Here is a 26,983-nt window from a genome sequence, read left to right on the forward strand (position 1 = left end):
AAAAAACCAGCCATGATGGCTGGTTTTTCGCTTTTAGACACTACTGATCAAATTCAGCCGCTTTGATCCTTTCAATCGCTTCTACCCTTCTCAGCTGTTCTGGTAGGAAGTGTTCAGTCCGAAGTTGCGCAATCGTCTCTTGTTGCTCGGTTTCTGAGAGGGCTGAGTCGTTCAAAACATCATTTCGTTCTGCGAAGTAGACCTCTAAGGAGCCTTCAAAGGCCGCTCTTTTTTTATCAAGAGCTTCAAGTCTTTGGGTTGCTTCTTCACCAACAAGTTCGCTTCTCTTTAAGTATTTACCCTGTTCATCGAGACCTTCTGAACTGGATAGCTGTGGGAGTAATACCTGATTTTGATGACTGACTTGAACGTAATCTGGCTGCTCAGATAGATAAGACTCAAGCCTTTGTTGATATTCCGACTCGTCTAGCCCTTCTTGCTTCAGAAGTAACTTTTCTAAAGCGATTTCCCTCATTCTGTTGTCATGGGTAAATAGAATACTTACCTCGCTCTCACTGAAGAATTGAGATTGGAGATCGAGCAACGCTTGATTCAGTGCGCGTAAGTCCTCAGCGGATATTGATGTGGTGTCGAATTGCACGTCCAACGACGTTAGTGCCGACTTATACTCAAGATATTTGGCAAACAGTGCTTCATCAACCAAGGCAGTTGATGATTGCTCGTAGTGCTGTGCCACATTGTCGCGAATATCTTCAAGTGTTAGTTCGGTATTACCGGACACGAAATATTCCATCATGTCTTTTGCTGATGCGTTATCGATGTCGGTGTCTTGTTGAGAGGCAACCTTCAATGAGGAGACGCGTTGTTCGTTGTCATTATGTGTATTGGGTTCTTCCTTTTTTAGATATAAAAAGACCGCCGCTGTGCTCATCAGGGCTATCGTGGTTATCGACAAAATGGCGGTCTTTTTCATTATACTTTCCTTGTTTTCTTATTAAACGGTGTCCAGCCTACAAACCAGCCAACTTCAATCGATTGGCATGCTGGCGATATAACGTCACAGGATCGGTCTCAAACAAGTGGTGAATACCCAATAAACCGTTAATCTCGTCTAGGTGGTTCATTTTGTAATCATCACCAATCACTTTGCCCAAATGCGCGCTGCATGCTCCCACTAACCCATCATTAGGTTCGTTAAAGGCTAAACCAAGGATTGTCATCGCTCCGTCGGTAGGATCAAGAAGGTTGGTAAAAGTGGAAGATCCTGTCCATGAATAGTAATAAACACCGTTGTTTGCTTGCCATTCACCATCACCACACGCAGACGTCGGAACGCCTTCAGGGTAAAACTGATTGAATGCAAGCGAACCTTCAGTGGTCAACGCTTCAAGGGAAGCAAGGCCATCTTGATCAAGATCCGTTCCGCCAGATAATAGGTTGATAAGCGTAGTCAATCCGCCAGCCAACTTAACCGCAATACCTTCCGCGGTTGAACCTTCTGATACGGTTCCACGCACGAGGTCAGCGACTCTAGATCCTTTATGAACACCGCCAATACTTGTCACCGAAGCAACCAGATCAGGACGAACCGATGCAACATAACGCGCCGTAGGCCCGCCATGACTGTGACCGACCAGATTCACTTTACTTGCCCCTGTTGCGGCTAACAGTGTTTCAACTTGGGCTAGCAATTGCTCGCCACGCACTTCAGAGCTGTTGGTCGCTGATACTTGCGCTACATAGACGCTGGCACCATCTTTGGTTAGGGATTCAGGTACGCCATAGAAATAGTCGACACCCGCTAATGTATCGAAACCAAACAAACCATGTACCAACATAATGGGGTATTTCGTTTCCGTGTATCCACTGACTTCTAATGCCGATGCGCTCGTTCCGGCATAGACACCAAAACTGGATAGACAGGCTATCGTCCAAATTAATATCTTTTTCAATGCTCTTTCCTTAAACAGATTAGACCTCTGATGAGTAAAGAGAACCGTAGTTGATGATTTTATAAAACTAAAAAGAGTGACTCGATATTTGTGATATTGAGCTTGAATTAAACAGTTGTGATGAACATTACTCAACCAAAGTCACAATAAACGAAAAAACAAGTAAGCAATTGATTAATAATAATTAAGTGAGATAACTATTAACAGTAAATGTTAATAAAGTAGGTATGGACTCTCGTCCAGAGAAAAATTAAAGAACGCAAAACCGTTGAAAGTTGGATCTATGTAACACTTATTATACGTGCTTCATATGAGTTATTGACGCAACAATGAGTAATATTCAATACATTATCTAAATGATATTTATTCTTATTATTAATAATAAAGTAATTAACCTTACTTACTTTGCTAAATGAGTACTCTAAAATGAAGAAAATGATCTTGGTATTTACGTTGACAATGCCTCTAATTGCATCAGCTATCGCAGATACATCAATGCCTCTAGATGCAACAATTCCTGACGAAGTAGCACAAGGGCAGATGCTTGATACACGATCATATATCAGATGCTGGTACCGAACCGACATATCGAATGACTCAGTTGCAACTGATTGGAAATGGGCAAGAAACGAAGATGGCAATTACTACACTATCGATGGATATTGGTGGTCGCCCTCATCGTATAAAAACATGTTCTTTAGTGGAACACCACAATCAGAAATAGAACAACGTTGCGAAGAGACACTAGACATCCAGCATGATGCCGCCGACATCACTTATTTTGCAGCAGACAGTCGGTTCTCCTACAACCACTCGATATGGACTAATGACGAAGAACTCCAAGATAATAAAATTAATCGAATCATCACATTTGGGGATAGCCTTTCTGATACTGGAAACTTATTCAACGGTTCTCAATGGGTTCTTCCCAATGCTAACTCATGGTTCTTAGGTCACTTCTCAAATGGCTTAGTCTGGACTGAGTACCTGGCTAGAGAAAAAAACATACCTCTGTATAACTGGGCAGTTGGTGGGGCTGCTGGCACAAATCAGTATGGAGTCCTCAAAGGTGTTTATGACCAAGTCACGTCGTACCTGAAATACATGGAAGCCGCAAAGAATTACCGTCCAGAAAACTCATTATTTACTTTAGAGTTCGGCCTTAACGACTTTATGAATTACGAACGGTCGGTAGCTGATGTAAAAGCTGATTTCAGCAGCGCTCTAATTCGTTTAATAGGAAGTGGGGCTCAAAACATTTTGCTCTTCACCCTCCCTAACGCCACAAAAGCTCCACAATTTAAATACTCAACAGAAGACGAGATTTCTATTGTTCATAACAAAATAATTGAGTTTAACCTCTTCATCAAAGAGCAAGCTGAGTATTACCAAACTAGGGGGGTCAATGTCGTACTTTTCAATGCTCATGATCTGTTTAACCACATTACTGAAAACCCGCAGCAGCATGGATTTCAGAACGCTACGGATGCATGTTTAGATATTCAACGCCATTCAGCTTCCGATTACTTATATCGCCACAGTTTGACTAATGATTGCGCGACCTATGGCTCAGACCGCTATGTGTTTTGGGGGGTGACGCACCCAACTACCGCAATCCATAAATATCTAGCGGATAATATTCTCATGTCTTCATTTTCGACCTTCGACTTTGAATAGATGCAAAGATAAGAGTCCTTTCAAGCTTTTCAGAAGTTAAAAGAGCATAGGGCAAGATAAAGAGAGACGAGAAATAGACAAAGTACAGATACAAAAAAACCGCCATCATCGGCGGTTTTTAGTTGCATCAACCTTTCAAAGCCAAGCTTTTAGGTCACGCGAGTTGATTACTCGTCGTCCACTTTTGGTGCGACTTTCTTCTTAGGGATAAACACGGTATCACCCACGGCCACATTCTGGTGGAAGCTCTTATCACGCTTGACTGGTTTCTTCGGCGTTTTCTTCGCTTGAGTGTGAGCCTTCTTCTTCGCAGGACCGCCTTTAGTAAAAGCAGGTTTACGAGGCTTAATACCTTTGAACTTACCTTTAAGGCCTTCAAGAACAGAGAAAGTAAGATCTTGTTGAAGGTAAAGCTCAACACGCTTGAAGCTATCCCAATCTTTTGGACCAACTAAAGAAATAGCATCGCCTTTGTTACCTGCACGGCCAGTACGACCAACACGGTGAACGTACTCTTCGGTGTGCTTCGGCATATCAAAGTTGATTACGTGGCTTACGTTTGGAATATCGATACCACGTGAAGCAACATCTGTTGTTACTAGAATCTTGTAAACCGCACGCTCAAACTGACTCATGATCGCATTACGCTGCGTTTGGTTTAAGTTACCGCTCAGTGCAACTGCTTTAAGCTTCTTCTCGTTAAGCTTGTCGGTTAGACGATCAGTATCAGCACGAGTTGCTGTGAAGATCATTACCTGACGGTATTCAGCTTCTTCCAGAACGCGGTCTAAAATCGCTTCTTTGTGATCTAAGTGATCACAAAGGTAGAATTTCTGTGTGATATCAAGGTGCTGCTCGTTAGAAACACCCACCGAAATGCGCTTAGGTGCGTCTAGCATTTCATTTGCAATACCATTCACTTCGGCGTGATCCAGGGTTGCAGAAAACATTAGAGTCTGACGACGACGGTGCTTAGCCGCGTTTGCAATACGACGCAGTTCTGGAGCAAAGCCAAGATCAAGCATGCGGTCCGCTTCATCAAGGATCAGCGTTTCAACACCATCTAAGAACAAAGAGCGGTGCTCTAGGTGATCAGCAAGACGGCCTGGAGTCGCTACGATAAAACGAGGGTACTTACGCAGTGCTTTAACTTGGTCGTTAAAGTTTTCACCACCCAAGATAAGCGCCGCTTCGTAAGACAGGCCACCAAGCATACTACGTAGTTCACCGTAAACTTGCTTTGCTAGCTCACGAGTAGGAGCCAAAATTACACCACGAGGATCTTTAGCAGAAAACGCTTTTGTTTTTAATGCTTTATGTATCATCGGCAACACAAACGCCAATGTTTTTCCTGATCCCGTTTTTGATGAAGCCAATAGATCCTTACCAGCAATAGCAACAGGGATCGCTTTTGATTGGATCTCTGTCGCCTTCTTGAAGTCGTAATGTTTTAAGTTCTTCAGTAAGCGGTTATCTAAGCCTAAATCTTTAAAGTGCAAAGGACTCTCCAGTCATGATGGTATTGAATAAAATTAATTTAACGTGACATGATACCGCGAAAGTACTTTATAAGGATAGAGATCACAGTAAATTTATCCCTTAATCTATCTTCAGCTAGAACATTGTATGCATTACGAGTAAAGGAGCATCTACCTAAAACCACATCAAAGCCGCATCCATATTTCACATCTCATAAATGAGACAGAACGTGATGCTCAGCTAATTACCTCAAAAATTTAGCAATTTCTTTGGTTATTGTTTTTGCGCTTAAAAAATTAGTCGCTACAATCATTAATGAAGCGACTATATGATAAAGAATGTATAGCGCATCTTTTGATGATAAATAAGCAAGGAGTTCTTATGAATAAGACGTTAATCGCAGCTGCGGCCTCAGTTTTCATTTTAGCCGGTTGTTCTTCAGAGCCAGAAGAAGCTGCAGTGTCAGAAATGGATCAACTAACTAACCAAGTTGCTCAACTTACAAGCGAAGTTGAAGCGCTTAAGAGTGACAAAGCAGCAGCAGAAATGAAGGCTCAAGAAGCATCTGAAGCCGCTATGGCAGCAAAAGAAGAAGCAGATCGTGCTAACGACCGCATCGACAATATTGCAGAGTCTTACACTAAGTAATTTAACTATAAGCGCAATTAAGCTGTAGATTTCAAAAGACGTATATACATTGCAGTAAATTGATAACACCACCTCTTCACAGAGGTGGTGTTTTGTTTTCAAGGTCAATAAACCAAAGTTCAACAGATGAATGGGAAGAACAACCCTGGGTGCTCACACTATTCTAAATTTATAAATAGCTTATTTAGTTAGAAATCATTGGCGGAGCAATTTCAACTGGCACGCCATTTTGAGCAAAGATAACCGCTTTGGCTTTTGAGTTAGGCAAGTCAGCATCTTCAAGCCACCATTCTAACTCGACAGGTATTTGTAAGGATTTCTTAGAGCCATCGCTTCGCGTCAATGGTTCATGCGCTTCAACAAACACGCTTCTATCTGGCTCTAATGACACCTTGATCGGCTCATTAATAATAGTGACCTGCTCGCCACGGCTCACTTGCTCAAAAAGCCACTCAATATCTTTAGGCTCCATGCGAATACACCCAGAGCTTACGCGTAAGCCTATTCCAAAATCTTTATTGGTACCGTGTATCAAATAGTCGCCTGCGCCATAAGCAAGCCTTAGAGCATACTCACCAAGTGGATTTTCAGGCCCTGCAGGAACGACCTTAGGCAACTCAATTCCCTTCTCTAAATACTCTTTGCGGATCGACTTCGGGGGCGTCCAAGTCGGATTTGGTCTTTTTTGGCTTATCTTGGTGATCATTTCCGGCGTATCACGTCCGACTCGTCCGATACCGACAGGGAACACATGCACCTGATTTTTCTCGGGATCAAAGTAATACAACCTTAACTCCGCAAGATTAATAACAATACCTTTTCGTGGGGTATCTGGCAGGATCAAACGGCTAGGAATACTTAGTATATATCCTTCCGGAGGTAGAAAAGGGTCTACCCCTTTGTTTGCCGCCATTAAAGAGAGAAAGCCAATATCGTATTGTTTAGCAATAATAGCTAACGTTTCACCTGATGCTACTTCATGCTGCTGTATTCTACCCACAATGCGGCTTTCTGCAGGAGGGAGCTCAAAAGTTGCCGCAGAGACCCACGACGACACCATCCCACCGGCAATCAAAGTTACTTTCGCTGCAAGCAACGCTACTTTACGTAATTGTGTTTTCATCGAGTGCAAAGGCGTCGAGTTAGCGCAATACGACATACAAATCCTTGGTTTGTCTTTTTATCAAAGTTTAGATTATCGCTGTTCAAACGTCTCTACAACGGTTAGTTGTAGCTAAATTCACGTTGGTTTACACAATTAAAAGTACCTTTTAGTACTGTTGCATATCCATATGGACACGCAAAATCGATTGCCTTTACGCTTTCAACATATTTGGTTATCAATATTAATAAAACTATAATGGCAAACCTATTTTGTGACTAAAGTCTCATGGAGCCTCGTTTTAACTCGCTAATATTGCCTCAACAAAACGAATTCAATTCAACAGAATCGGTAATTGATTAAATCCTGTTCCTATAATTACCGTTTAAACTTTGGAGAACGACCATGGCTACACCTCATATTAACGCTCAAGCTGGTGATTTCGCAGAAACAGTACTTATGCCAGGCGACCCGCTTCGCGCAAAATACATTGCAGAAACATTCCTTGATGACGTGAAGCAAGTTTGTGACGTTCGCAACATGTTTGGCTACACAGGCACTTACAAAGGTAAGAAAGTTTCTGTAATGGGCCACGGTATGGGTATCCCATCATGCTGCATCTACGTACACGAGCTAATCGCTGAGTACGGTGTAAAGAACGTTATTCGTGTAGGTAGCTGTGGCGCAGTACGTGACGACGTTAAACTAATGGACGTTGTTATCGGTATGGGTGCATCTACTGACTCAAAAGTAAACCGCATTCGTTTCAACAACCACGACTTCGCGGCTATCGCTGATTTCGGTCTTCTAGAAGAAGCGGTAAACCAAGCACGTGCACAAGAAGTTCCAGTTAAAGTTGGTAACGTATTCTCTGCAGACCTTTTCTACACTCCAGAAGCTGACCTTTTCGAAAAAATGGAAAAGCTAGGCATCCTAGGTGTTGATATGGAAGCGGCTGGTATCTACGGTGTTGCTGCGGATCTTGGTGCTAAAGCACTGACTATCCTAACAGTATCAGATCACATCATCCGTGGTGAGAAACTAAGCTCTGAAGAGCGTCAGAAGTCTTTCAACGACATGATGAAAGTTGCTCTAGAGACTGCAATCAACATCTAACGATTTGATAAAAGATACATTGAAAAGCGTTACCCCGCAGCCAGGCTCGCTTGGCTGCTCAAATAATCCCGAGGGGGAGATCGTGTCTAACGACAAGCTGCCAAAAGATGCGGATGGTTTGCAACTCAACTTTTGTAAAACATTGGCGTGTGACAACTTTGGCTTGAGCGATGCAAAACGGTATGTTTTGCAACACGCGAACCCTAAGCGTCCAGCGATGGTTTGTCGTGAATGTGGAGCTTTCCCCCCCTTACTTAACAACCGTGAAGTGTTAAGCGAACTTCATCGCCTAAGACAACTTCACAGCGATGGGCTCCCAGCTTGTCGTAATGATGATTGCGATAACTTCGGCTTATCGGTTCATACACACAAACATCTTTATCATGCCTTCGGCTACAGTGGCGACAGGCAGCGCTACAGATGCAAAGATTGCCAATCAACCTTCGTTGATAAATGGTCTGGATCCAATAAAAAACTTCAGTTTCAAGAGAACCTCATGGGTCTATTGTTCATGGGTTATTCCGTGCGTGAAATCTGTAGAAAATTAGAGATCAACCCAAAGACTTTCTATGATCATGTTGACCATATCGCCAGCCGTTGCCGTCGTAAATTAGCGATGATCGATGCTCGATGGGTTAACCATGCGAAAGATTACGAATTCGCTTCTCACTACCAACGTCTACAACCACAAAGCAACAACGGTGTGGTTTGGATAGCGACGGGTGAGGCGCATTCTGGTTATATCCTTTGCCAACACGTTAACTACTCTCAAAATGAAGAACCGTCAGGGAATGTGGACCATAATCCTTATGATGATGTTGCGCGCTTTGTATCCAAAGAACACTCTTCAGAAGCTAATCTCGAACTACCTCAGCCCTCTGACAAGCTAAAAGAACGCATTGAACAGCAATACCAAGTAATTCTAGCAAGAGGTAATGTTGAGGACCCTATGGGCAACCTCACTACATTTAGCTACCCTTCGAAAGGCGCACTAATTCGGCCGCCTTATACCTCATATGCTCACTTCCTACATGTGCTTGATATGTGTAATGAAGACAAACATGTCGCCATCTATATGCCACAAGATCCATTACTAAGATCTGCCGCTTTAAGCGTATGTTTGCCGCGCATCCAGAGTCAAAACATTGACCTTATGTATGTAGAGGAAGATTCAGGCTGGCAAGACGATCAAAGTTTCGAAAAGATCGACATCGTTCACATGAGTTGGTGGCGCGATCGTTGGGCTATCGCGAATCAAGGTGATAATCAGAAAGGTATTTGCTACCTAACAGGTAACAATCCAGAACCAAAACAGTGGTTTAACACGGCTTCTATTCAGCAAACTAAGTTCTATCAACAACGCTTTCAGCTGCTATTTGATAGCTTCATTAATGAACCTAGACGTAAGCTTCGTCCTGGGGGCATTCTTCCATTACTCGACATATTTAGAGCTTGGCACAATCTGTGCTACCAAGATAAGCAAGGGCTCACAGCAGCGCAGCGCTTAGGTGTAGCAGAGCAGCCATTGACCCTAAAGCAACTACTTTCATAAAAACGGACATCTAGATAATTATTCGGGAACTCTTTGATTTTAAAGCGACAACATGAGGTAACACCCATAATTGGAAAAGATCGATGTTCCTTTGACGCTCTGGGAAAGATAATTGGTGCTTATCTCAAATCACACTCTTATAATGATTGTGTTATCAATATGTTCGATAATTATGGATCTAAGTCTTGGACAAAAATCAGTACCTTCTTGAAACAGAACTAGAACAACTCAAAACTCGTGCCGACTCTGAGCCCTCAGTGATCCTAGAGGTTGCTCAACAGTGCCTAGTCAGATCAGAGCAAGTTCTGTTTGAAGAGGGGGCTATCCAGTCATTGATGTTAATGGCAAGGTGCTGTTGGAACCTGATGGATTACCAAAAAGGTTTGAAATACATCAAAGAAGCCTACAAGCGTCAAAGCCAACTAGATACCGACCTTTTTCTTCCCGAAATTCTCCACTTACACGCGCTCCAGTTCTGGGGGCAAGCCAAGTATTACTCCGCTCAACAGTTCTGGATCAATGCCTTAGAACAATCTGCACTGGTTGATGAAGTCGAGATTCAAATTGAATGTCTCATTGGTCTGGGCAACATTTGGCGAATGACTCACGAATATAAGCTTGCACGTTCTACCCACCAGCTTGCCGTTAAAGTGGCTAACAACAGCCGCATTGGTTGGTTAGAAGGCAAGGCAAGAATACTGCTCGCCTGGGATTACTACCTGCTTAACAACTACGTTGAAATGTTGTCGGTGCTCGATGGTGCGGAAGAAGCATTAAAAGACCATAAAGATAACACCTGGCATGCTGAAGTATGGGACTTTCGAGGTCTTGCACTACTGGGCCTTGAGCGTTTAGATGATGCCGAGCGCGCTACAGCCAAAGCGCACAATCTAGCGGTAGAGCACAACCTTGTCTGGATGAAAGCGCACTCTTACATCAGTCGAGCTCGATTAAAGCTCCTGAGAAAAAAACCAGAGCAAGCAGCTGAGTTACTGAGGCTCGCTGAACAATCCGCAAATGAATTCGATAATGGTGAGTTGCTTAGCCAAATTTGTTACCAGCAATCCTTGGTAGCAGAAGAAAACCAAGATTTCAAAGCTGCGTTAGTCGCCTTTAAAAAATACCGTCAATATTCTATCGGTATGCTTAAAGAGCAAACTAATCGTGTCGGTTTGGACAAAGCACGCAGTTCAAAACGCCAGCTTGAACAGAGAGCACGAAAGCTGATTAATCGTATTCGTGGCCAGCATGAGTACGATCCTGAAAAGCACCTCTCTTATGTCGTATCTGAAACCTTTTGGTGGGAGAAGCTGGTCCTATTTAAAACAGAACTTAAGCGTTCGAACCACAGCATCATTATGTTCCATCATGTCGATACCGATTACTTAGATGTCTGTACCGAGATTGCTCATACCTTGTGTAATCAAAACGACTTCATCGCTAGGCTGAGTTCAGAGCGTGTTGCTATGATGCTTTCAGAGAAAGGCGAAGCCGCAGAACAAACCTTCCAAACTCTCAGCACCATGCTAGAAATATATCCATGGCATAGAAAAGGATTAAAAGGTTCGAGACCTACCGTCAGCCTCAATGATATTTTGACGTTCCCGTTCACTCTTGAACAATTAGAAGAAGACGATGCTGAGGTAATAGAATAATGGAAACCCTATTACGCAAAATCACAGATGCTGGTTTAGACCCTTCATCGGTATCGGGCGAAGAAGCGATCATATTCTGGAACCACATTCGCCAGCACGTTTCGACCACGCAAACTGAGCAAGCGCACTGCTATATCATCAGCTCTGAGTACCGTGCCGAGTTACAACAAAATCAAACCAGTATCGAAGAACTCAGGCTGGCACTCGACCTACTCCACCTTCCTGTAGATATCGAAGACATTCTCACAGTAAAGACCAGCCTAAGCGACCGCTTAGTCGAAATTGGTGATTACACATCGGCACTGAATGAATTCGTCAGCTCATCGACAATTGCGGTTGAACACGGTCATATCGATGAATATGTATTGGCTATCTTAGGTATGGGGAACCTGTGTGATGCCTATGGTGATCACAACAGAGCTCTTCGCTATTACCAAAAAATCAGCAGCATAGACCACGCGATTAGCAGTCGCTCACTTCGCCTCAAATTCAAGCTACATATGGTAGCAAGCCTACTTCTGCTCAACCGCATTACCGCGGCCAGCGATTTACTGAATGAGTGCGAAGAATTAAGTATTCTAGTGAGTGACAAGTTGCTCACAGCTCAAATATTGCTCTACCAAGCGAAAGTGCTTCGTGCTAAGAAAAAATACCATGAAGCCTTACGTTGCCTATCAAAAGTTCAATACCCAGCCAACAGCACTCAAGCAAGCTGGCTCGCAACCATGACCCGTCTCGAGTTAGCACATTGCCTAAGTGCAACCGGAAAGCAAGACTATGCGAGCATGATTTTGTCGAGCACGGACAAACGTGTAAAAGCCTACTCATCGCCAGTGCTTGCAAAGCGATTCTACGATTCGCTGAGTGATGTATGTATGAATCAAGGACGTTTTCAAGAAGCCCTGAGCTATGAGAAAAAAGGTTACCGAATTGAAACCGATCTGATGAAGAAGATCCCGATCAGTGAGCTGGGGGCGAGTCAATTACGCCGCCTGTCACGTTTTGAGTTACAGCTTAAACTCATCCTTTCTGAACAAGAAAACAGAGAACTGAAAGAGACGACTGAACAACACAAGAATGCAGTTGCTCAGCTACAGCAAGATGTTTTCACCGACCCACTGACAGGGTTACACAACCGTCGCTGGTTAGATGTGAAATTAAAGGATATGTTGCTGCATGAAACCTCTTTCGCACTGATGGTTATTGATATCGACCACTTTAAATCTATCAACGATGAACTGAGCCACTTAGTGGGTGATAAAGCGATTGTCAGCGTCTCTCAAGAACTTAGAGCGTACTTTAAGTTCAGAGGAGCTTCATGTGTCAGGTTTGGTGGAGAAGAGTTCTTGGTCATCCTAGAGAACAGCGATCTCGCTAAGGCAGAAATGCACTCTGAAAATTATCGAGAACGCATCTTCCAATTCGGATGGCATGAAATACTCGGAGAGCGAGGTTTAACCGTGAGTATCGGTATCACTTTACATCGTGAGGGAGAGAATACTCAACGAACCTTCTACCGCGCTGATAAAGCACTATATCGAGCCAAAGCCAATGGTCGCAACCAAGTGTGCACAGAGTGACATGTAGTTCTGTAGTTAAGGCCTGCACCTTATTGATAGAAGAACAGAGAAATTCCAGCAAGGGCGGTAAGCGTCCCGATGACACTTTGCTTTGACACCTTCTCCCCTTTCAGCGCATAAATTACCAAAATAAAGACCGGGCTGGTCGCTATCAACGTTTGCGCAATCGCAGGGTTAGCATTTTTCAACGCTACTTGTTGAAGCCATAGAGCGAGAAACGTCCCGACAAAGATTGCCCCTAATAACCACAGTTTATCGAGCTTGGTCATTTCCCATAAATCTCTTTTTATCGATGAATACGGCTTCTTTTCAACGAAAGGGATAATCAGCATCACGGCAAACACGCCAATCGTCAGGCGAATCAGTGCACCTAACAATGGTGGAATGTCACCCGCCACTAACGCGTAGTGAGAAATAACCACACCAGATGCCTGACAGACACTCGCCACAAGCCCATAACCAATACCACCCCACTGCGCTTTGTCATTCGATTCACCGCTCGCCGATTTTGATGGCTGGAAGACAACGAAGGTCACCGCCAGTGTTGTAATCACGACGCCGAGCCAGCTTTGCACTGTCAATACAGCGCCAAGGAACATTAATGCCAACACACCAGAAAGAGGCGGGGCTAAAGACTCAAGTAACAACGTCTTATTGGCACCGATTCTTTTCAACGCCGCAAAATAGGCGCTATCTCCAATCGCAATGCCAATCACACCTGAAATTGCCAATATCAGAAAATGGTTAGTACTCAGTTCAAACTCCGGCATCGGGATAAAAGGCATGACCAGCAACATCATCCCTGACGCCACTACACCCTTAACAATGTTCAATTGCATCGCAGAGAAGCGATGTCCAAATTGCCCATAGATCCATGTCGCACACGCCCACACAATTGCAGCGCCAATGGCCGCCAATTCACCTATATACATCCGTATTTGTCCCTAGTGGTTATGCCCGTCATTTAGAATCGTAACTGTCATCATTTCATCTGAAATACCAACCAGAAAGCCGAAATAGCCTCTTCAAACGCGATCGGATTTTATAAGATTTATCAATGCTTTTATTCGCATTAGAAGCGACAACACATTATTTTCAACTCGGTAAATCATTTTTATAACAATTACTTGGATGATAGCGTAGTATATTTATAACTAATATCTAACATTACAAGGATCTGTTATGTTTTTAGACTACTTTGCACTCGGTCTACTGATTTTCGTAGCATTAGTCATCTTTTACGGCATCATCGTTATTCACGATATTCCCTATGAAATTGCGAAAGAACGTAACCACCCTCATCAAGATGCTATTCACGTCTCAGGCTGGGTTAGCCTATTCACCTTACACGCTATTTGGCCCTTCCTTTGGATCTGGGCAACGCTGTGGCGTAAAGATCGTGGTTGGGGCTTCGCTAAACTCGAAGAAGAGCAGCACGACATTCACCACCGTGTTGACACCTTAATCGACCAAGTTAGCACCCTTCAGCAAGAAATCGCGCAACTCAAGCAAGCCGATTCCGTTAAAGCGGAGCAAAATAAAGATCAGAATAACGCTCAAGATCAGGAGGTTAAGTAATGGATTTACTGCTGATAATGACCTATGCGGCACTTTGTATCACCATCTTCAAGGTGTTCAATATCCCGCTTAATAAATGGACGGTTCCAACTGCGGTACTTGGCGGCGTCATCATCATAGGTACATTGATCCTTTTGATGAACTATAACCACCCTTTCACACAGATCGGTAACCAAGTTTACTCAACAACGCCTGTTGTTTCCGGTGTTCGAGGCAAAGTAATTGAAGTGCCTGTGGAAGCGAATAAACCTCTAAAAAAAGGCGATATTCTTTTCAAAATCGATCCTATTCCGTTCGAGGCTGAGGTCGCAAGATTAGAGGCGAAAGTAAAAGAAGCAAGCCAGGGTGCGCTAGGAATGGAATCTGATGTCGCTGAAGCAGAAGCAGCGAGAATCAAAGCGATTGCTGAGAGGGATAAAGCCCAACGTGAATTCTCTCGTTACAAACGCGGCTACGACAGTGGCGCCTTTACTGAGCAACAATTGGATACTCGCAGACAAGCTTATAAAGCATCAGAAGCTGCCGTTAAAGTGGCAGATGCGACCTTAGAAAGAACAAAAATTGCTTTGGATTCTGAGATAGGTGGTGAGAACACTGCGGTGTTAAGCCTATTAGCGGAATTGCGTAAAGCTCAGTTTGACTTAGAACAGACTGTGGTTCGCGCGCCAACAGATGGTTACGTGACGCAACTAGCCCTTCGCCCAGGTGTCATGGCCGTGCCACTTCCACTGGCGCCAGTAATGACGTTTGTTCACACCGAAGCTCAGTTCTACACCGCAGCCTTTAGACAGAACTCATTGCAGCGTCTACAACCAGGGTTCGAAGCTGAGTTTTTATTCAGAGCTCTGCCTGGCAAAGTATTTAAAGGCCGTATTGATGAAGTATTGCCAGCGATTGGTGAGAGCCAATTCCAAGCTCGAGGTGCTTTACTAGGTACGGATGCTCTGCGTACCAGTGGTCGCGTGTTTGTTAAGTTAACCATCACTGATGACCTATCTGAATACCATCTACCTATGGGTACTGCGGTTGAAGTTTCCGTTTATTCAGACAGCTTCACCCACGTATCTATCATGCGTAAGGTGCTTATTCGTATGAAGAGTTGGCAGAACTATCTATACCTAGATCACTAAGTTACCGTCAGCTAAACCAAAAAATTAGCGATGCTTAGCCCTAAAATAGAACTAACACATTGTTAATATGAATGAAAAAGCCAGACCCGCTCTGGCTTTTTTGTTGTTTGATTAACCGTAAATTTGCGTATTTTTCATCATATCTAGGTGTTCAGATGGAATTTTAGACATCTAGACACTTACCTTCCCTTATGGAAGGGTTCTACTGTATAATGCGCGCCTTATTTTTTATATTTGCCCAAAAAACGTTCTCATTGAGACGCATATTAATAATGGCGAATATTCGTTCTTTATCATGTTTTATCTTTCAGTATTCGAGGTTATCTATGAACTTTTCAGCTAAAACAGTCGTCGTTATCGCCATTGGCGCGGCACTGTACGGCATTGGTGGTTTACCTATGTTTGGTGTCCCAGTGTTTGCGAACACGACATTGAAACCAGCAATGGCAGTTCTAGCACTGTTTTCTGTTTTGTTCGGCCCAATTGTAGGCTTCTTGGTCGGCTTCATTGGCCACTGGGTAACAGACTTATTCGCAGGCTGGGGCGTATGGCTAACTTGGGTATTGGGCTCAGGTATCGTGGGCATGGTTATTGGTCTATTTCCTATGATGACTAAAAACCGTCTTCAACAAGGCGAACTGCCAATGAAAGATTTTGCGCTATTTGTCGTACTGGCTCTCGCAGGTAATGTTGTCGGCTACGGCTGTTCTGCATTCCTAGATACCATCTTATACGCAGAACCGTTTACTAAAGTCTTCACTCAACTGTCTATCATCGCAGCGGGTAATACCGTTCTGATCGCTGTTGTTGGCTTCCTGATCCTAAAATCAGTCGCTAAGCGTAACAAACAAAGCCGCAACCTGACTGAGGCATAAGCGATAATGACTATAGCATTTTCGAACTTCTCTTTTAGATATGAGTCGCTGGATAAACCGACGCTAAAAAATATCAATCTAAGGATAGAGAAAGGAGAGAAAATCGTCATTATTGGACCAAGTGGTAGTGGTAAATCTACCCTAGGTCAGTGTCTTAACGGTCTAATCCCTCACGCGATTAAGGGTGAGGTCACCGGCTCTTTAGAGATCAACGGCAAGAACATCTCTGAGTTTTCAATGCACGACTATACCGAGCAAGTCGGCACGGTATTGCAAGATACTGACAGCCAATTTGTCGGCTTAAGTATCGGCGAAGATATCGCATTCGCATTGGAAAACCAGTTAATGTCGAACATCGATATGTATCCTCTCGTTAAGTCGACTGCAAAAATGGTCGACTTGGCGGATATGCTTGATCGCTCTCCACACGACCTTTCTGGTGGTCAAAAACAACGAGTATCGTTAGCGGGTATCTTAGTTGATGACGTTGATATCTTGCTGTTTGATGAGCCTCTGGCCAGCCTTGACCCTAAGACGGGCAAGGCAACGATTGAGATCATCGACCAACTGCATAAAGAAACCAACAAAACTATCGTGATTATCGAACACCGCCTTGAGGATGTTCTACATCGCGATATTGATCGTGTGATCTTAATGGAACACGGCGAAATCGTTGCAGACATGACACCCGATGAAATCTTGGCTTCTGAACTGCTTGAGACACACGGTATTCGTGAACCGCTTTATCTATCAGCCCTTAAAGCAGCCAAAGCACCTTTAACAAGCGAACACAAGCTGTCCAACCTCAAAGCTTTAGATTACAAAAGGTTCCGTCCTGCGGTTCAAGCTTGGTTTGCTGAACGCCCTACTCCCGTTGCTGAAAAGCAGTATCAACCTTTGCTCGAAGTGCATGGCCTGACTTACTCTTACGACGGTGAAAAAAACGCACTCGAAGATGTCAGCTTTAAGATTGGCAAGGGTGAGTTTGTTTCAATATTGGGTAAGAACGGTTCAGGTAAATCGACCATCACCAAGATTATCATGGGTGTGATTGACGCGGATTCAGGCTCTTCGTACCTGAACGGCGAAGACTTATCTGAACTTTCTATCTTCGAAAGAAGTCAGAAAGTCGGTGTGGTAATGCAGAACCCAAACCATATGATCTCGCATCATATGATTTTCGATGAGGTTGCATTTGGCCTTCGTAATCGTGGCGTTACAGAAGACGAAATCAAAGGCAAAGTAGAAAACGTTCTTGAGCTTTGTGGCTTGAGCAAGTTTCGCCATTGGCCAATCGAAGCACTGAGCTACGGTCAGAAAAAACGTGTAACCATCGCGTCTATCTTAGTGCTGGAGCCTGAGCTTCTTATCTTGGATGAACCGACTGCAGGTCAAGATTACCGTAACTACACATCGATGCTGGCGTTCATTCAAAAACTCAACCGCGACCTAGGCATCACCGTTGTGATTATCTCACACGACATGCACCTCGTTCTCGAGTACACCACACGTTCAATCGTGATTGCAGACAGTAAGCTGATTGCCAATGCCGCGATGACGGAAGTATTCAGTCAGCCTTCGCTGTTAGAACGCGCAAATCTTTGTACCACCAGCATTTATGAACTCGCGACCATGATGAAAATCGACGACACCAATGCATTTATGCAGTACTTCATCGACTACGAGAGAAGCGCTCAATGAATGCATCAAAAGTAAAATTCGGCATCAATTACATCGATACCAAATCGCCGCTGCACGCTCTAAATGGCATCACCAAGTTTGCGCTGTTTTTAGCTTGGGTAACCGTTGTCCTTACAACGTTCGATCTCAGACTCATCGTTGTTTTGATCCTGACGGGCTTATACCTATTAAAGCTGACTCAAGTTCCAGTACGTGTTTACAAGCCGCTATTGATTGGTACTGCAAGTGTTCTGAGCCTAAATGCCTTATTTATGTATTTACTGGCTCCACAACAGGGTCCTGAACTCATTGGCAGTGAAACGTTATTGTTGACGCTTCCTGGTAATTACTCATTGAGCCAAGAGACACTGTTTTACTTGGTGACCGTTACGCTCAAATACATGAGCATGTTCCCGATAGCGTTGATTTTTGTCTTCACAACGCACCCAACTGAGTTTGCAGCGAGCCTCAACCGTATCGGTGTTCCTTACAAAATAGCTTATGCGGTGAGTCTAACCCTGCGTTACTTGCCAGAAGTTAAAAAAGACTTCATCAATATCATGCATGCACAGCAAGCTCGTGGTGTAGATCTCTCAAAGAAAGCGCCTCTAATTACTCGAATCAAAAATGTAGCTAAGGTTCTAGGCCCGCTCATTTTCTCTAGTTTGGACCGCGCAGACGAGATCTCTAACGCAATGACATTACGAGGTTTTGGTCGACACAAAGCACGCACTTGGTATAGCTATGCACCTTTGAAACGTATCGATTTTGTTTGTTTAAGTGTCATCGCTTTTATCGTGGTGTTAGCCATTGCGAAACGCATTCTAGAGCCGCAGTTATTTTGGTATCCGTTCTAGTCATCTGAATTAGCAAAGATAAACAAAGACTTTAAATAACACACCGCTCAATAGGGCGGTGTTTTTGTTTATGCCAAAATCTGATTGATAATTGAACCAATGACACAATACTGACTATATTTAACGATAAATTGACCAGTTATTTACCCTTGGAGTTTGAGATTTAATTCAGAAACTCTTAATATACTGTGTTTACAGAATGTTACACTCAATAGAGATTTGTAATGGCTCGAATTACTCAAGTACAGAAACTAGAAAACCAAAAACACTACGATGAAATCGTACTAAACCTTTTTCTGGCTGAAGGACATGAAGCACTAACTTATGCAAGGATTGCTCAAGAAATTGGCATTAGTTTAACGACGCTTCAGGGCTATTATTCATCGACACGCGCTATCCGCTCAGTGCTTCACAAGCACATGTTATCGATTGTTATCCATAGCTTAGACTTCTCGTCAGAAGCGGCGTTTGTTCAATCTTGGCAAGATGCTTTAGATGATGAACAATTCCGCTACGTTATCAAACTCATGTTTTTCCATGCATCTCAGGTTAAAAGCCCTGAAGAGTTCGACCTCAGCTCAAATGGTGAATTTCGTGAGAAGATGTTTGAGAGCTTTGGAACAGACTCCATTAGGATTATTGAAACCGTGGTAGGACGCTCTATGCTCTACCTTACGAACTTCAAGCAGCACTAAACCAAATGCTCTGAAGTAGAAAAAGGGAACCATAAGGTTCCCTTTTTTGTATTTCGACTACGTGAATTATATTACGAATTCAGCTTATAGAATACCGTCGATAGCGGCGGTAAACGCAACTCAATCGATGTATCCAGACCTTCGCTTTCTAGTGATTCGATCTCAGCAGTCTGCTTCACTTCAAAACCACTACCGGCGTAGTCAGTCGAGTCAGTATTCAACAATAGTGAGTACTTACCTTGTACTGGTACACCTAAACGGAAGTGCTCGTTAGGAACTGGCGTAAAGTTAGATACCACCAATATACGCTCACCAGATTCACTGATACGTTCATGCGCTAGAATACTCGCTTCTGCGGAATCTTGAAGACGCCATTCAAATCCTTTCGGATCAAAATCAAGATCGTGCATTGCAGCTTCAGAGCGATACAGGTTATTCAGGTCTTTCGTTAAACGCTGAACACCTTGATGACGTTCGTAATCCAGCAAGAACCATTGCAGTTGGTCATCATGGTTCCATTCGGCCGTCTGACCAAATTCTGCACCCATGAAATTCAGCTTCTTACCCGGCTGCGCATACATGTAACCCATATAAGCACGCAGGTTAGCGGTTTGCTGCCATTCATCACCCGGCATCTTGTTGTGGATAGAGCCCTTACCGTAAACCACCTCATCATGAGACAGAGACAATACATAGTTCTCACTGTGTGCGTAAACCAGTGGGAAAGTAATCGTATCGTGGTGATATTTACGGTTAATTGGGTCTTCTTGAATGTAAGACAAACTATCGTGCATCCACCCCATGTTCCACTTAAAGCCGAAGCCTAAGCCGCCCATAAAGGTTGGTGCAGAAACGCCAGGAAAAGCGGTCGATTCTTCCGCAATGGTCATTGCATTCGGGAAGTGTTTGTACACTTCTTCGTTCATCCATTTAAGCGTTGCAATAGCGTCATAGTTTTCGTTGCCGCCGTCTGCGTTCGGAATCCATTGATCATGGCTGCGCGAGTAATCGAGGTACAGCATCGAAGCTACTGCATCAACACGGATGCCATCGATGTGGAATTGCTCGAACCAGTACAGTGCATTAGAAACTAAGAAGCGACGAACATGTTCACGACCTAAGTCATAGATGTACGAGTTCCAGTCTTGGTGCCAACCACGACGTGGGTCTGGATCATGGAATAACGGCGTACCATCAAAATTAGCTAAACCGTGATCGTCACTTGGGAAGTGAGCTGGAACCCAGTCAAGCACAACGCCAAGGCCCGCTTGGTGACATTGGTCTACAAAGTATTTGAAGTCATCCGGTGAACCGAAACGGCTGGTTGGTGCGAAAAGGCCAACAGGCTGGTAGCCCCATGAACCATAGAATGGGTGCTCTGAAACAGGCATCAATTCAACGTGCGTATAGCCAAGATCCGTTAGATATGGAATCAGTTCTGCCGCTAGCTCACGGTAATTTAGGAATTCGCCTTCAGCATTACGCTTCCATGAACCGGCATGCAGCTCATAGAACGAAAGCGCTTCTTTACGCTTTTGCGTCACTGGACGATTCTGCCACTTAGCATCTTGCCACTCGTAACGAGCGTGATCGTAAGTCACAGAAGAAAATGATGGGTATTGCTCAGAGTAGAAACCCCATGGGTCAGCTTTATGCGGTAAGCCTTCGCCATCAGGTCCTTTTAATTCAAACTTGTATTGAGCGCCCTCTTCCAGTTCAGGAATGAATAGGCCCCACATACCATAATCGAGACGCTGCATTGGGTGGCGACGACCATCCCAAGAGTTGAAGTTACCTACCAAGCTTGCCGCTGTTGCGTGCGGAGCATATACCAAGAAACGAGTACCTGAAATCGTCTGTCCATCACGCTCTAACGTAATAAACTGAGCCCCCATGTGATGGTACATATCCTTAGGTGTGTGAAGATCTTCATAGCTCGCGTACAAATCATGATACTGGTATGGATCATCAATGATCTGCTCTACTCCAGCCCAATCAACTGCAAGCTTATAGTGAGTGAAACGTAAGTCTCTCTCTTGCTTAAGAATGAAACCACTTTCACCCTCTCGCGCTAACTCAATACGAGGTTCCTTTCCAACTATCAATTCGACTTTATCTGCCCCAGGAATCCAGACACGTAATGCACCTTGCTCAGAAGGTAAGTATGGCCCTAAAAACGCAAATGGGTCTGTGAAACAAGCCTGTGATAGTTGGGTATATATTTGTTTTTGCTTTGAAATCGAACTTAGTTCCAAAACGTTTCTCCCTAACCAAACATCCAAAAAACATAATACAAAAATGCCCGCTATTAGTGCGGGCAATATAACGACGGTTTATTCTACCAGATGAGCATTCATTATTGAGTGACCGAGGTTGTAGTTTCGTACGGCGTAAGCAAAAAACCACCTAATTTCAAGTCACTCAACGTCATTACTTACCTGCTTTTTCTCGAACGTCAGTCAGCTTAGAAGCGATACGATTAACGCCTTCGTGAGCAAAGATTTCGTCCAAGTTCATTGATAGTTTACGACGCCAGTTAGGGTACTCATCGACCGTGCCAGGAATGTTTACCGGCTTATCCATCTCTAACCAATCTTCCAGCTGAACACTCAGTAGTGTTGAACCACCAGCTGCTACGTGCAGTTGAAGAGCTTCAGCAAGGTAAGAATCCATCGGCACTTGGCTTGCATCGCGGCCAACACCTTCAGGTAGGAAACCGTGCCATGCTACTGAATCTAAGATACCTTGCTTACACTCAAGACGGTCATCGAACAGAGTTTCTAGTTGTGCTGCGTCTGGGTATAAACCAATCTCTTGACCCATCTTCAAGTCATCACAGTGCCAGAAGCCACGTAATGTTGGCATATCGTGCGTACACAGTGCCGCCATTGATTGTGATGCGTAGTGTTTCGGAGATATGAAACCACCATCTTCTTCTGATGTTTCGAAGAAAAACACCTTGTAAGAGTGCACGCCAGCATCTGCTAAGATGTCTACGATCTCATCTGGCACCGTACCTAAATCTTCACCGATAACGCTACATTGGTAACGGTGAGATTCAAGCGCAAGAATCGACAGCATATCTTGCACTGGGTAGTAGATGTAAGCGCCTTTGGTTGCGTTTTCACCCTTTGGAATCCACCACAAACGCAGTAGACCTAAAACGTGGTCAATACGCAGTGCACCACAGTGCTTCATGTTCGCACGAAGTAGCTTGATATAAGCGTCGTAGCTTGTTTCTTGAAGCACTTCTGGGTTCAGTGGTGGTAAGCCCCAGTTTTGGCCTAGCGGACCAAGAATATCAGGTGGAGCACCAATGCTCGCATCCATAACTAAGTTGCCTTCGTCAGCCCAAGTTTCGCTGCCTGAATCTGCAACACCTACCGCTAAGTCACGGTACAGACCAACTGCCATGCCCTTCTCTTCTGCAAGAGACTGTGCATCGTTGATCTGGCAATCTGCTAGCCACTGTAGGTACATGTACAGATGAACGTTTTCTAGGTTCTCTTTGATGTACTTCTGTGTCGCTGGGCTGTCGAATGTACGGTACTTCTCAGGGAATACAGGCCATCCCCACATGCCAGAATCTTCAGCGTGTAGTTCACCATGTAGAGCATCAAACGCGGCTTGATGCATTAGGCTGTCGCCACCCTCTTCTACGAAGGCTAAGAACGCTTGAGCACGGTCGCTGTTCTTGTCTAGATGACGAGTCTTAAATTCTGCGAATAACAGAGGCAAGATACTCATCTTAAGTTCAGACACTTCGGTGTAGTTTACCCAGTGTGCTTCACGCGCTTTTTGTAGACGTTGTTGGAACTCTGCGCTGCCTACCGTTTGTTGTGCTTCTGCACTTAGTGCGAATTCAGGTACTGAACTCACATCAATGTATAGGATGTTCAACCAGCGACGAGAAGACGGGCTGTATGGGCTCGCGCCTTCAGGGTTCGCAGGAAACAATGAGTGGATTGGGTTTAGACCAACGAAATCCCCACCGCGAGAAGCGATATCAGCAACAAGCTGTTTTAGGTCACCGAAATCACCAATACCCCAGTTGTGCTGAGTTCTTAGTGTGTAAAGTTGAACACTTGGTCCCCACAGCTTTTTGCCTTGCTCGATTGGTGACTGCTTGAAACACGCTTTTGGCGTAATAATCAGTGTCATCTCGTAAGGCTTCTTACGGCGCTTACGGCTCACAATTAGCTTGTGATAACCCCATGCCAAATCACTTGGCAATGCAAACACTAAAGGGCCACCCTCGGCACGCTCGTCACGAACGACTTGAGATTGAAGATAGCCTTCAAGTACCTCTCCTTGCTCGGTTTCTAAGCGCCAGCTGAACTCACTTTCACGAGCACTCACACCTAGATTAAGCGCCACTTCTACTGGCTCACCGTCACGCAAGACAAGAACTGGGTCTAGTACATCTTTTTTGTGTTTTCTTTCTGCTGACTTAAGCAGTGCATCATCGCTGCTTGTATCGTAGCCCAACGAAGCCAATAGAGACGTAATCGTCTCGTCTGATACTTGTGCTTCATCGCCCCACGCACTAACGTAACTGTCGGCAATGTTTGCCATTTCTGCGACTTGTTTTAATACGGTCTGTTCTTTCATCGCTCTCTCCGAAAACGTTCTGACGCTTTCTATTTTGTAGGGTTGTTATCTAATTTGTTACTAATCAATTAGCTTGTGACAATCAGTTTGTAAGCATTGCTACCGGATAAGCCATCTGTTTGCTCACAAGCTAATTGAGCCAAGGCAGAAACTGCCTTGGCTACTTTTGGAACTATTAACGGTTAACCGCTTCAAGTTTCCAGATGTTGTTCACGTAGTCGCGGATAGAGCGGTCTGATGTGAACTTACCAACCAATGCTGTGTTAAGAATCGCTTTCTTAGCCCAACCTGCTTGGTCTTTGTATTGCGTGCCCATGTCTTCGTGCGCTTTCACGTAAGATGCGAAGTCAGCAAGACATAGGTATGGGTCACCACCGTCTAGCAGGCTATCAAACGTTGCACGTAGAAGACCTGGTTGACCTGGAGTGAACTCATCGCCAGTCAATAGATCTAGAGATGCTTTCAGTAGTGGATCTGCATTGTAGTAGTCGTATGGGTTGTAGCCCTGAGCTTTCAGTGCTTGAACGCCATCAACGTCTAGGCCGAAGATGTAGATGTTCTCATCGCCAACTTCTTCACGAATCTCAACGTTCGCGCCATCCATCGTACCGATAGTTAGAGCGCCGTTTAGAGCCATCTTCATGTTGCCCGTACCTGATGCTTCTTTACCAGCCAGTGAGATTTGCTGAGAAACGTCTGCTGCAGGGATGATGATTTCAGCCATGCTTACACGGTAGTCAGGGATGAATACCACTTTAAGCTTGTTGCCGATGCGAGGATCGTTGTTGATCTTCTCTGCAATCTTGTTAACTGCGAAGATGATCTCTTTCGCTAGGTGGTAACCCGGTGCTGCTTTCGCTGCGAAGAAACATACGCGAGGCTCACACTCGAAACCAGGTTCGTTAAGAATACGGTGGTACAGAGATAGAATGTGTAGCAAATCTAGGTGCTGACGCTTGTATTCGTGAAGACGCTTGATTTGAACGTCGAAAATAGCGTTAGTATCTAGCTCGATACCCATGTTCTCTTGAACCCAATCAGCAAGACGCTGTTTGTTTTCTTTCTTAACAGCCATGAATTCTTTTTGGAATTTCGCGTCTGTTGCAAACTTAGCGATGCCTTCTAGCTGCTCAAGTTTTGCAGGCCACTCAGTACCGATCTTGCCAGTAATTAGTGTAGATAGACCTGGGTTACAGAACTTCAACCAACGACGTGGCGTGATGCCGTTTGTTACGTTAGTCAGTTTACCTGGGAAGATTTCGTTGAACTCTGGGAACAAGTCTTTCTTAACCAGTTGAGAGTGAAGTGCAGCTACGCCGTTTACTTTGTAAGAACCAATCACACATAGGTTTGCCATGCGAACCATGCGGTGGAAACCCTCTTGGATGATAGAAAGCTTCGCTTGCTTCTCACCGTCACCAGGCCACATCTTGCGAACTTCTTGCATGAAGCGGTGGTTGATTTCAAAGATGATTTCCATGTGACGTGGAAGAAGACGATTGATCAAAGATTCAGACCAAGTTTCTAGCGCTTCTGGAAGTAATGTGTGGTTCGTGTAAGCGAACGTGTGAGCACTGATTTCCCATGCTTGATCCCAAGATAGACCTTTCTCGTCAATCAGGATGCGCATTAGCTCAGGAATCGCAATCGTTGGGTGCGTATCGTTAAGCTGAATCGTTTCTTGCTTAGGCAGATCTTCTAGAGCAAAACCTGCTGCTTCGTGGCGACGTAGAATATCGCGAACCGATGCTGCTGAGTGGAAGTACTGCTGCATTAGACGCAGTGTTTTACCTTTCTCGTGGTTGTCATTCGGGTAAAGAACCTTAGTAATGTTACCTGCATCGATTAGCGAGTGTTGCGCTTCGAAGTAATCACCGTTATTGAAGCTTGCTAGTGAGAATGGTGCGATTGCCTGACATTCCCAAAGACGCAGCGGGTAAACCGTGCTTGACTCGTAACCTACGATTGGTAGATCCCAAGGCATTGCTTTTACTTCCATACCTGGAACCCAAGTACGTACTTCTTTACCGTCGATGAATTCAACTTCTACATGACCGTAAAAACCAATGTGTTGTGCTAGTTCTGGACGAGCAACTTCCCATGGGTAACCTTCAACACCGCGCCATGCGTCTGGTGCTTCTTGTTGGCGACCGTCTTGGAAAGACTGTTTGAATAGACCGTATTCGTAGTGAAGACCGTAACCTACTGTTGGGTATTCTTGAGCGGCACAAGAATCCATGAAACAAGCAGCTAAACGACCAAGACCACCATTACCTAGTGATGGGTCGCGTTCTTCTTCTAGAAGGTCAGTTAGGTTTTGACCTAGTTCTTCCATTGCATGAGTGATTTGCTCATACAGGCCCATGCTGATTAGGTTGTTACCTGTCAGACGGCCAATCAAGAATTCTAGCGAAAGGTAGTTAACACTCTTCGCGTTTTTGATTTTTTCATCGTTTTCTGTTTCTAACAGATCGAATGTCGTTAGCTCAGCAAGAGCACGACCCATTGCTAAATACCATGAACGGCTGTCAGCGGTTTCTACTGTTGTTGCGTAGGTTGCAGATAGATGTTTCTTAACACTCTCTTGGAATGACACTTTATCGAAAGTTTTTTGCTGAGTTGGTTTCATTTCAGAAATCTCGCTTTTAATAGTTCTAATTCATCTGTGACATATCGTGCATGGTCACCATAAACTAAACATCCTCCCGCTAACGCGACTAACTAGGAGTAGATGGGAGGGCGTAGGGGGCGTACCGACTTAGGGTTAGTGATCTGACTCTCATGTTCTGACTTCGAACAAAAACTTGAAGTGACTAAGATCACAAGCTCCCGTTC

The 26,983-nt window shown here is 44.3% G+C and carries 20 protein-coding genes; 12 read left to right on the forward strand and 8 right to left on the reverse strand.

Annotated features, from left to right (window positions below):
* Window positions 1-40: 40 nt before the first annotated feature.
* Both FTW16_RS10505 and FTW16_RS10510 read right to left on the reverse strand, forming a co-directional pair.
* Window positions 41-934, reverse strand: a complete 894-nt coding sequence (locus tag FTW16_RS10505; protein ID WP_146490997.1) for a lipase secretion chaperone — start codon at window positions 932-934, stop codon at window positions 41-43.
* A gap of 37 nt (window positions 935-971) precedes the next feature.
* Window positions 972-1,913 carry a lipase family alpha/beta hydrolase gene (locus FTW16_RS10510; RefSeq protein ID WP_146490998.1) on the reverse strand — a complete coding sequence of 314 codons (942 nt, stop codon included), beginning with the start codon at window positions 1,911-1,913 and terminating at the stop codon, window positions 972-974.
* A 426-nt stretch (window positions 1,914-2,339) separates the two neighbouring features.
* On the opposite strand from FTW16_RS10510, the gene FTW16_RS10515 reads away from it, so the two are divergent.
* Window positions 2,340-3,590 (forward strand): SGNH/GDSL hydrolase family protein, encoded by a 1,251-nt coding sequence (locus FTW16_RS10515; protein WP_146490999.1) that lies wholly within the window; start codon window positions 2,340-2,342, stop codon window positions 3,588-3,590.
* A 167-nt stretch (window positions 3,591-3,757) separates the two neighbouring features.
* On the opposite strand, the gene FTW16_RS10520 is transcribed toward FTW16_RS10515, so the two are convergent.
* Window positions 3,758-5,089 (reverse strand): DEAD/DEAH box helicase, encoded by a 1,332-nt coding sequence (locus tag FTW16_RS10520; RefSeq protein WP_146491000.1) that lies wholly within the window; start codon window positions 5,087-5,089, stop codon window positions 3,758-3,760.
* A gap of 361 nt (window positions 5,090-5,450) precedes the next feature.
* Between FTW16_RS10520 and FTW16_RS10525 the strand changes: the two genes are divergently transcribed.
* Window positions 5,451-5,717 carry an Lpp/OprI family alanine-zipper lipoprotein gene (locus FTW16_RS10525; protein WP_004737730.1) on the forward strand — a complete coding sequence of 89 codons (267 nt, stop codon included), beginning with the start codon at window positions 5,451-5,453 and terminating at the stop codon, window positions 5,715-5,717.
* A 184-nt stretch (window positions 5,718-5,901) separates the two neighbouring features.
* Here the strand turns inward: FTW16_RS10525 and FTW16_RS10530 are convergent, their stop codons facing one another.
* The gene (locus FTW16_RS10530) at window positions 5,902-6,876 is read right to left on the reverse strand and encodes a L,D-transpeptidase family protein (RefSeq protein ID WP_146491001.1); all 975 of its coding nucleotides are present in this window, start codon (window positions 6,874-6,876) and stop codon (window positions 5,902-5,904) included.
* A 348-nt stretch (window positions 6,877-7,224) separates the two neighbouring features.
* On the opposite strand from FTW16_RS10530, the gene deoD reads away from it, so the two are divergent.
* The 4 genes from deoD to FTW16_RS10550 all read left to right on the forward strand — a co-directional run bounded on the left by deoD (window position 7,225) and on the right by FTW16_RS10550 (window position 12,722).
* On the forward strand, window positions 7,225-7,935 hold the full coding sequence (gene deoD / locus FTW16_RS10535) for a purine-nucleoside phosphorylase (protein WP_048661021.1): 711 nt from the start codon (window positions 7,225-7,227) through the stop codon (window positions 7,933-7,935).
* 19 nt (window positions 7,936-7,954) lie between these two features.
* Entirely contained in the window at window positions 7,955-9,487 is a 1,533-nt protein-coding gene (locus tag FTW16_RS10540) for a lactate dehydrogenase (RefSeq protein WP_372052604.1), read from the forward strand.
* Between the two features lie 185 nt (window positions 9,488-9,672).
* Window positions 9,673-11,142: a hypothetical protein gene (locus tag FTW16_RS10545; RefSeq protein ID WP_146491002.1), complete on the forward strand. Its 1,470-nt coding sequence runs from the start codon at window positions 9,673-9,675 to the stop codon at window positions 11,140-11,142.
* Window positions 11,142-12,722: a GGDEF domain-containing protein gene (locus FTW16_RS10550; protein ID WP_146491003.1), complete on the forward strand. Its 1,581-nt coding sequence runs from the start codon at window positions 11,142-11,144 to the stop codon at window positions 12,720-12,722. Before FTW16_RS10545 ends, FTW16_RS10550 begins: the two co-directional genes overlap by 1 nt.
* 29 nt (window positions 12,723-12,751) lie before the next feature.
* On the opposite strand, the gene FTW16_RS10555 is transcribed toward FTW16_RS10550, so the two are convergent.
* Complete coding sequence (locus FTW16_RS10555) at window positions 12,752-13,654, reverse strand: DMT family transporter (protein WP_146491004.1); 903 nt, start codon at window positions 13,652-13,654, stop codon at window positions 12,752-12,754.
* 250 nt (window positions 13,655-13,904) lie between these two features.
* On the opposite strand from FTW16_RS10555, the gene FTW16_RS10560 reads away from it, so the two are divergent.
* From FTW16_RS10560 to FTW16_RS10585, 6 genes are all read left to right on the forward strand, one after another.
* The gene (locus FTW16_RS10560; protein ID WP_146491005.1) at window positions 13,905-14,300 is read left to right on the forward strand and encodes a DUF3302 domain-containing protein; all 396 of its coding nucleotides are present in this window, start codon (window positions 13,905-13,907) and stop codon (window positions 14,298-14,300) included.
* Window positions 14,300-15,430, forward strand: a complete 1,131-nt coding sequence (locus FTW16_RS10565) for an HlyD family secretion protein (protein WP_146491006.1) — start codon at window positions 14,300-14,302, stop codon at window positions 15,428-15,430. The genes FTW16_RS10560 and FTW16_RS10565 overlap by 1 nt, the downstream gene beginning before the upstream one ends.
* Before the next feature lie 326 nt (window positions 15,431-15,756).
* On the forward strand, window positions 15,757-16,305 hold the full coding sequence (locus FTW16_RS10570; protein ID WP_048662433.1) for an ECF-type riboflavin transporter substrate-binding protein: 549 nt from the start codon (window positions 15,757-15,759) through the stop codon (window positions 16,303-16,305).
* Window positions 16,306-16,311: 6 nt separating this feature from the next.
* Window positions 16,312-18,006, forward strand: coding sequence for an ABC transporter ATP-binding protein (locus tag FTW16_RS10575; protein ID WP_146491007.1), 1,695 nt, complete (start codon window positions 16,312-16,314; stop codon window positions 18,004-18,006).
* On the forward strand, window positions 18,003-18,842 hold the full coding sequence (locus FTW16_RS10580; protein WP_146491008.1) for an energy-coupling factor transporter transmembrane component T family protein: 840 nt from the start codon (window positions 18,003-18,005) through the stop codon (window positions 18,840-18,842). The genes FTW16_RS10575 and FTW16_RS10580 overlap by 4 nt, the downstream gene beginning before the upstream one ends.
* A 224-nt stretch (window positions 18,843-19,066) precedes the next feature.
* Window positions 19,067-19,537 (forward strand): TetR/AcrR family transcriptional regulator, encoded by a 471-nt coding sequence (locus tag FTW16_RS10585; protein ID WP_146491009.1) that lies wholly within the window; start codon window positions 19,067-19,069, stop codon window positions 19,535-19,537.
* Between the two features lie 71 nt (window positions 19,538-19,608).
* On the opposite strand, the gene glgB is transcribed toward FTW16_RS10585, so the two are convergent.
* From glgB to FTW16_RS10600, 3 genes are all read right to left on the reverse strand, one after another.
* Window positions 19,609-21,792, reverse strand: coding sequence for a 1,4-alpha-glucan branching protein GlgB (glgB, locus tag FTW16_RS10590; RefSeq protein WP_146491010.1), 2,184 nt, complete (start codon window positions 21,790-21,792; stop codon window positions 19,609-19,611).
* 175 nt (window positions 21,793-21,967) lie between these two features.
* Complete coding sequence (malQ, locus tag FTW16_RS10595; RefSeq protein WP_061016348.1) at window positions 21,968-24,148, reverse strand: 4-alpha-glucanotransferase; 2,181 nt, start codon at window positions 24,146-24,148, stop codon at window positions 21,968-21,970.
* A 175-nt stretch (window positions 24,149-24,323) separates the two neighbouring features.
* Entirely contained in the window at window positions 24,324-26,777 is a 2,454-nt protein-coding gene (locus FTW16_RS10600; protein ID WP_146491011.1) for a glycogen/starch/alpha-glucan phosphorylase, read from the reverse strand.
* Window positions 26,778-26,983 lie beyond the last annotated feature (206 nt).

The sequence above is a fragment of the Vibrio sp. T20 genome (assembly GCF_007858795.1).
Taxonomy (GTDB): domain Bacteria; phylum Pseudomonadota; class Gammaproteobacteria; order Enterobacterales; family Vibrionaceae; genus Vibrio; species Vibrio satsumensis.

Coding starts and splice junctions, on each gene's coding strand:
- FTW16_RS10555 (WP_146491004.1), bottom strand. CDS start 13,654: ATGTATATAGGTGAATTGGCGGCCATTGGCGCTGCAATTGTGTGGGCG.
- deoD (WP_048661021.1), top strand. CDS start 7,225: ATGGCTACACCTCATATTAACGCTCAAGCTGGTGATTTCGCAGAAACA.
- FTW16_RS10560 (WP_146491005.1), top strand. CDS start 13,905: ATGTTTTTAGACTACTTTGCACTCGGTCTACTGATTTTCGTAGCATTA.
- FTW16_RS10515 (WP_146490999.1), top strand. CDS start 2,340: ATGAAGAAAATGATCTTGGTATTTACGTTGACAATGCCTCTAATTGCA.
- malQ (WP_061016348.1), bottom strand. CDS start 24,148: ATGAAAGAACAGACCGTATTAAAACAAGTCGCAGAAATGGCAAACATT.
- FTW16_RS10565 (WP_146491006.1), top strand. CDS start 14,300: ATGGATTTACTGCTGATAATGACCTATGCGGCACTTTGTATCACCATC.
- FTW16_RS10580 (WP_146491008.1), top strand. CDS start 18,003: ATGAATGCATCAAAAGTAAAATTCGGCATCAATTACATCGATACCAAA.
- FTW16_RS10525 (WP_004737730.1), top strand. CDS start 5,451: ATGAATAAGACGTTAATCGCAGCTGCGGCCTCAGTTTTCATTTTAGCC.
- FTW16_RS10575 (WP_146491007.1), top strand. CDS start 16,312: ATGACTATAGCATTTTCGAACTTCTCTTTTAGATATGAGTCGCTGGAT.
- FTW16_RS10570 (WP_048662433.1), top strand. CDS start 15,757: ATGAACTTTTCAGCTAAAACAGTCGTCGTTATCGCCATTGGCGCGGCA.
- FTW16_RS10530 (WP_146491001.1), bottom strand. CDS start 6,876: ATGTCGTATTGCGCTAACTCGACGCCTTTGCACTCGATGAAAACACAA.
- FTW16_RS10505 (WP_146490997.1), bottom strand. CDS start 934: ATGAAAAAGACCGCCATTTTGTCGATAACCACGATAGCCCTGATGAGC.
- FTW16_RS10585 (WP_146491009.1), top strand. CDS start 19,067: ATGGCTCGAATTACTCAAGTACAGAAACTAGAAAACCAAAAACACTAC.
- FTW16_RS10550 (WP_146491003.1), top strand. CDS start 11,142: ATGGAAACCCTATTACGCAAAATCACAGATGCTGGTTTAGACCCTTCA.
- FTW16_RS10600 (WP_146491011.1), bottom strand. CDS start 26,777: ATGAAACCAACTCAGCAAAAAACTTTCGATAAAGTGTCATTCCAAGAG.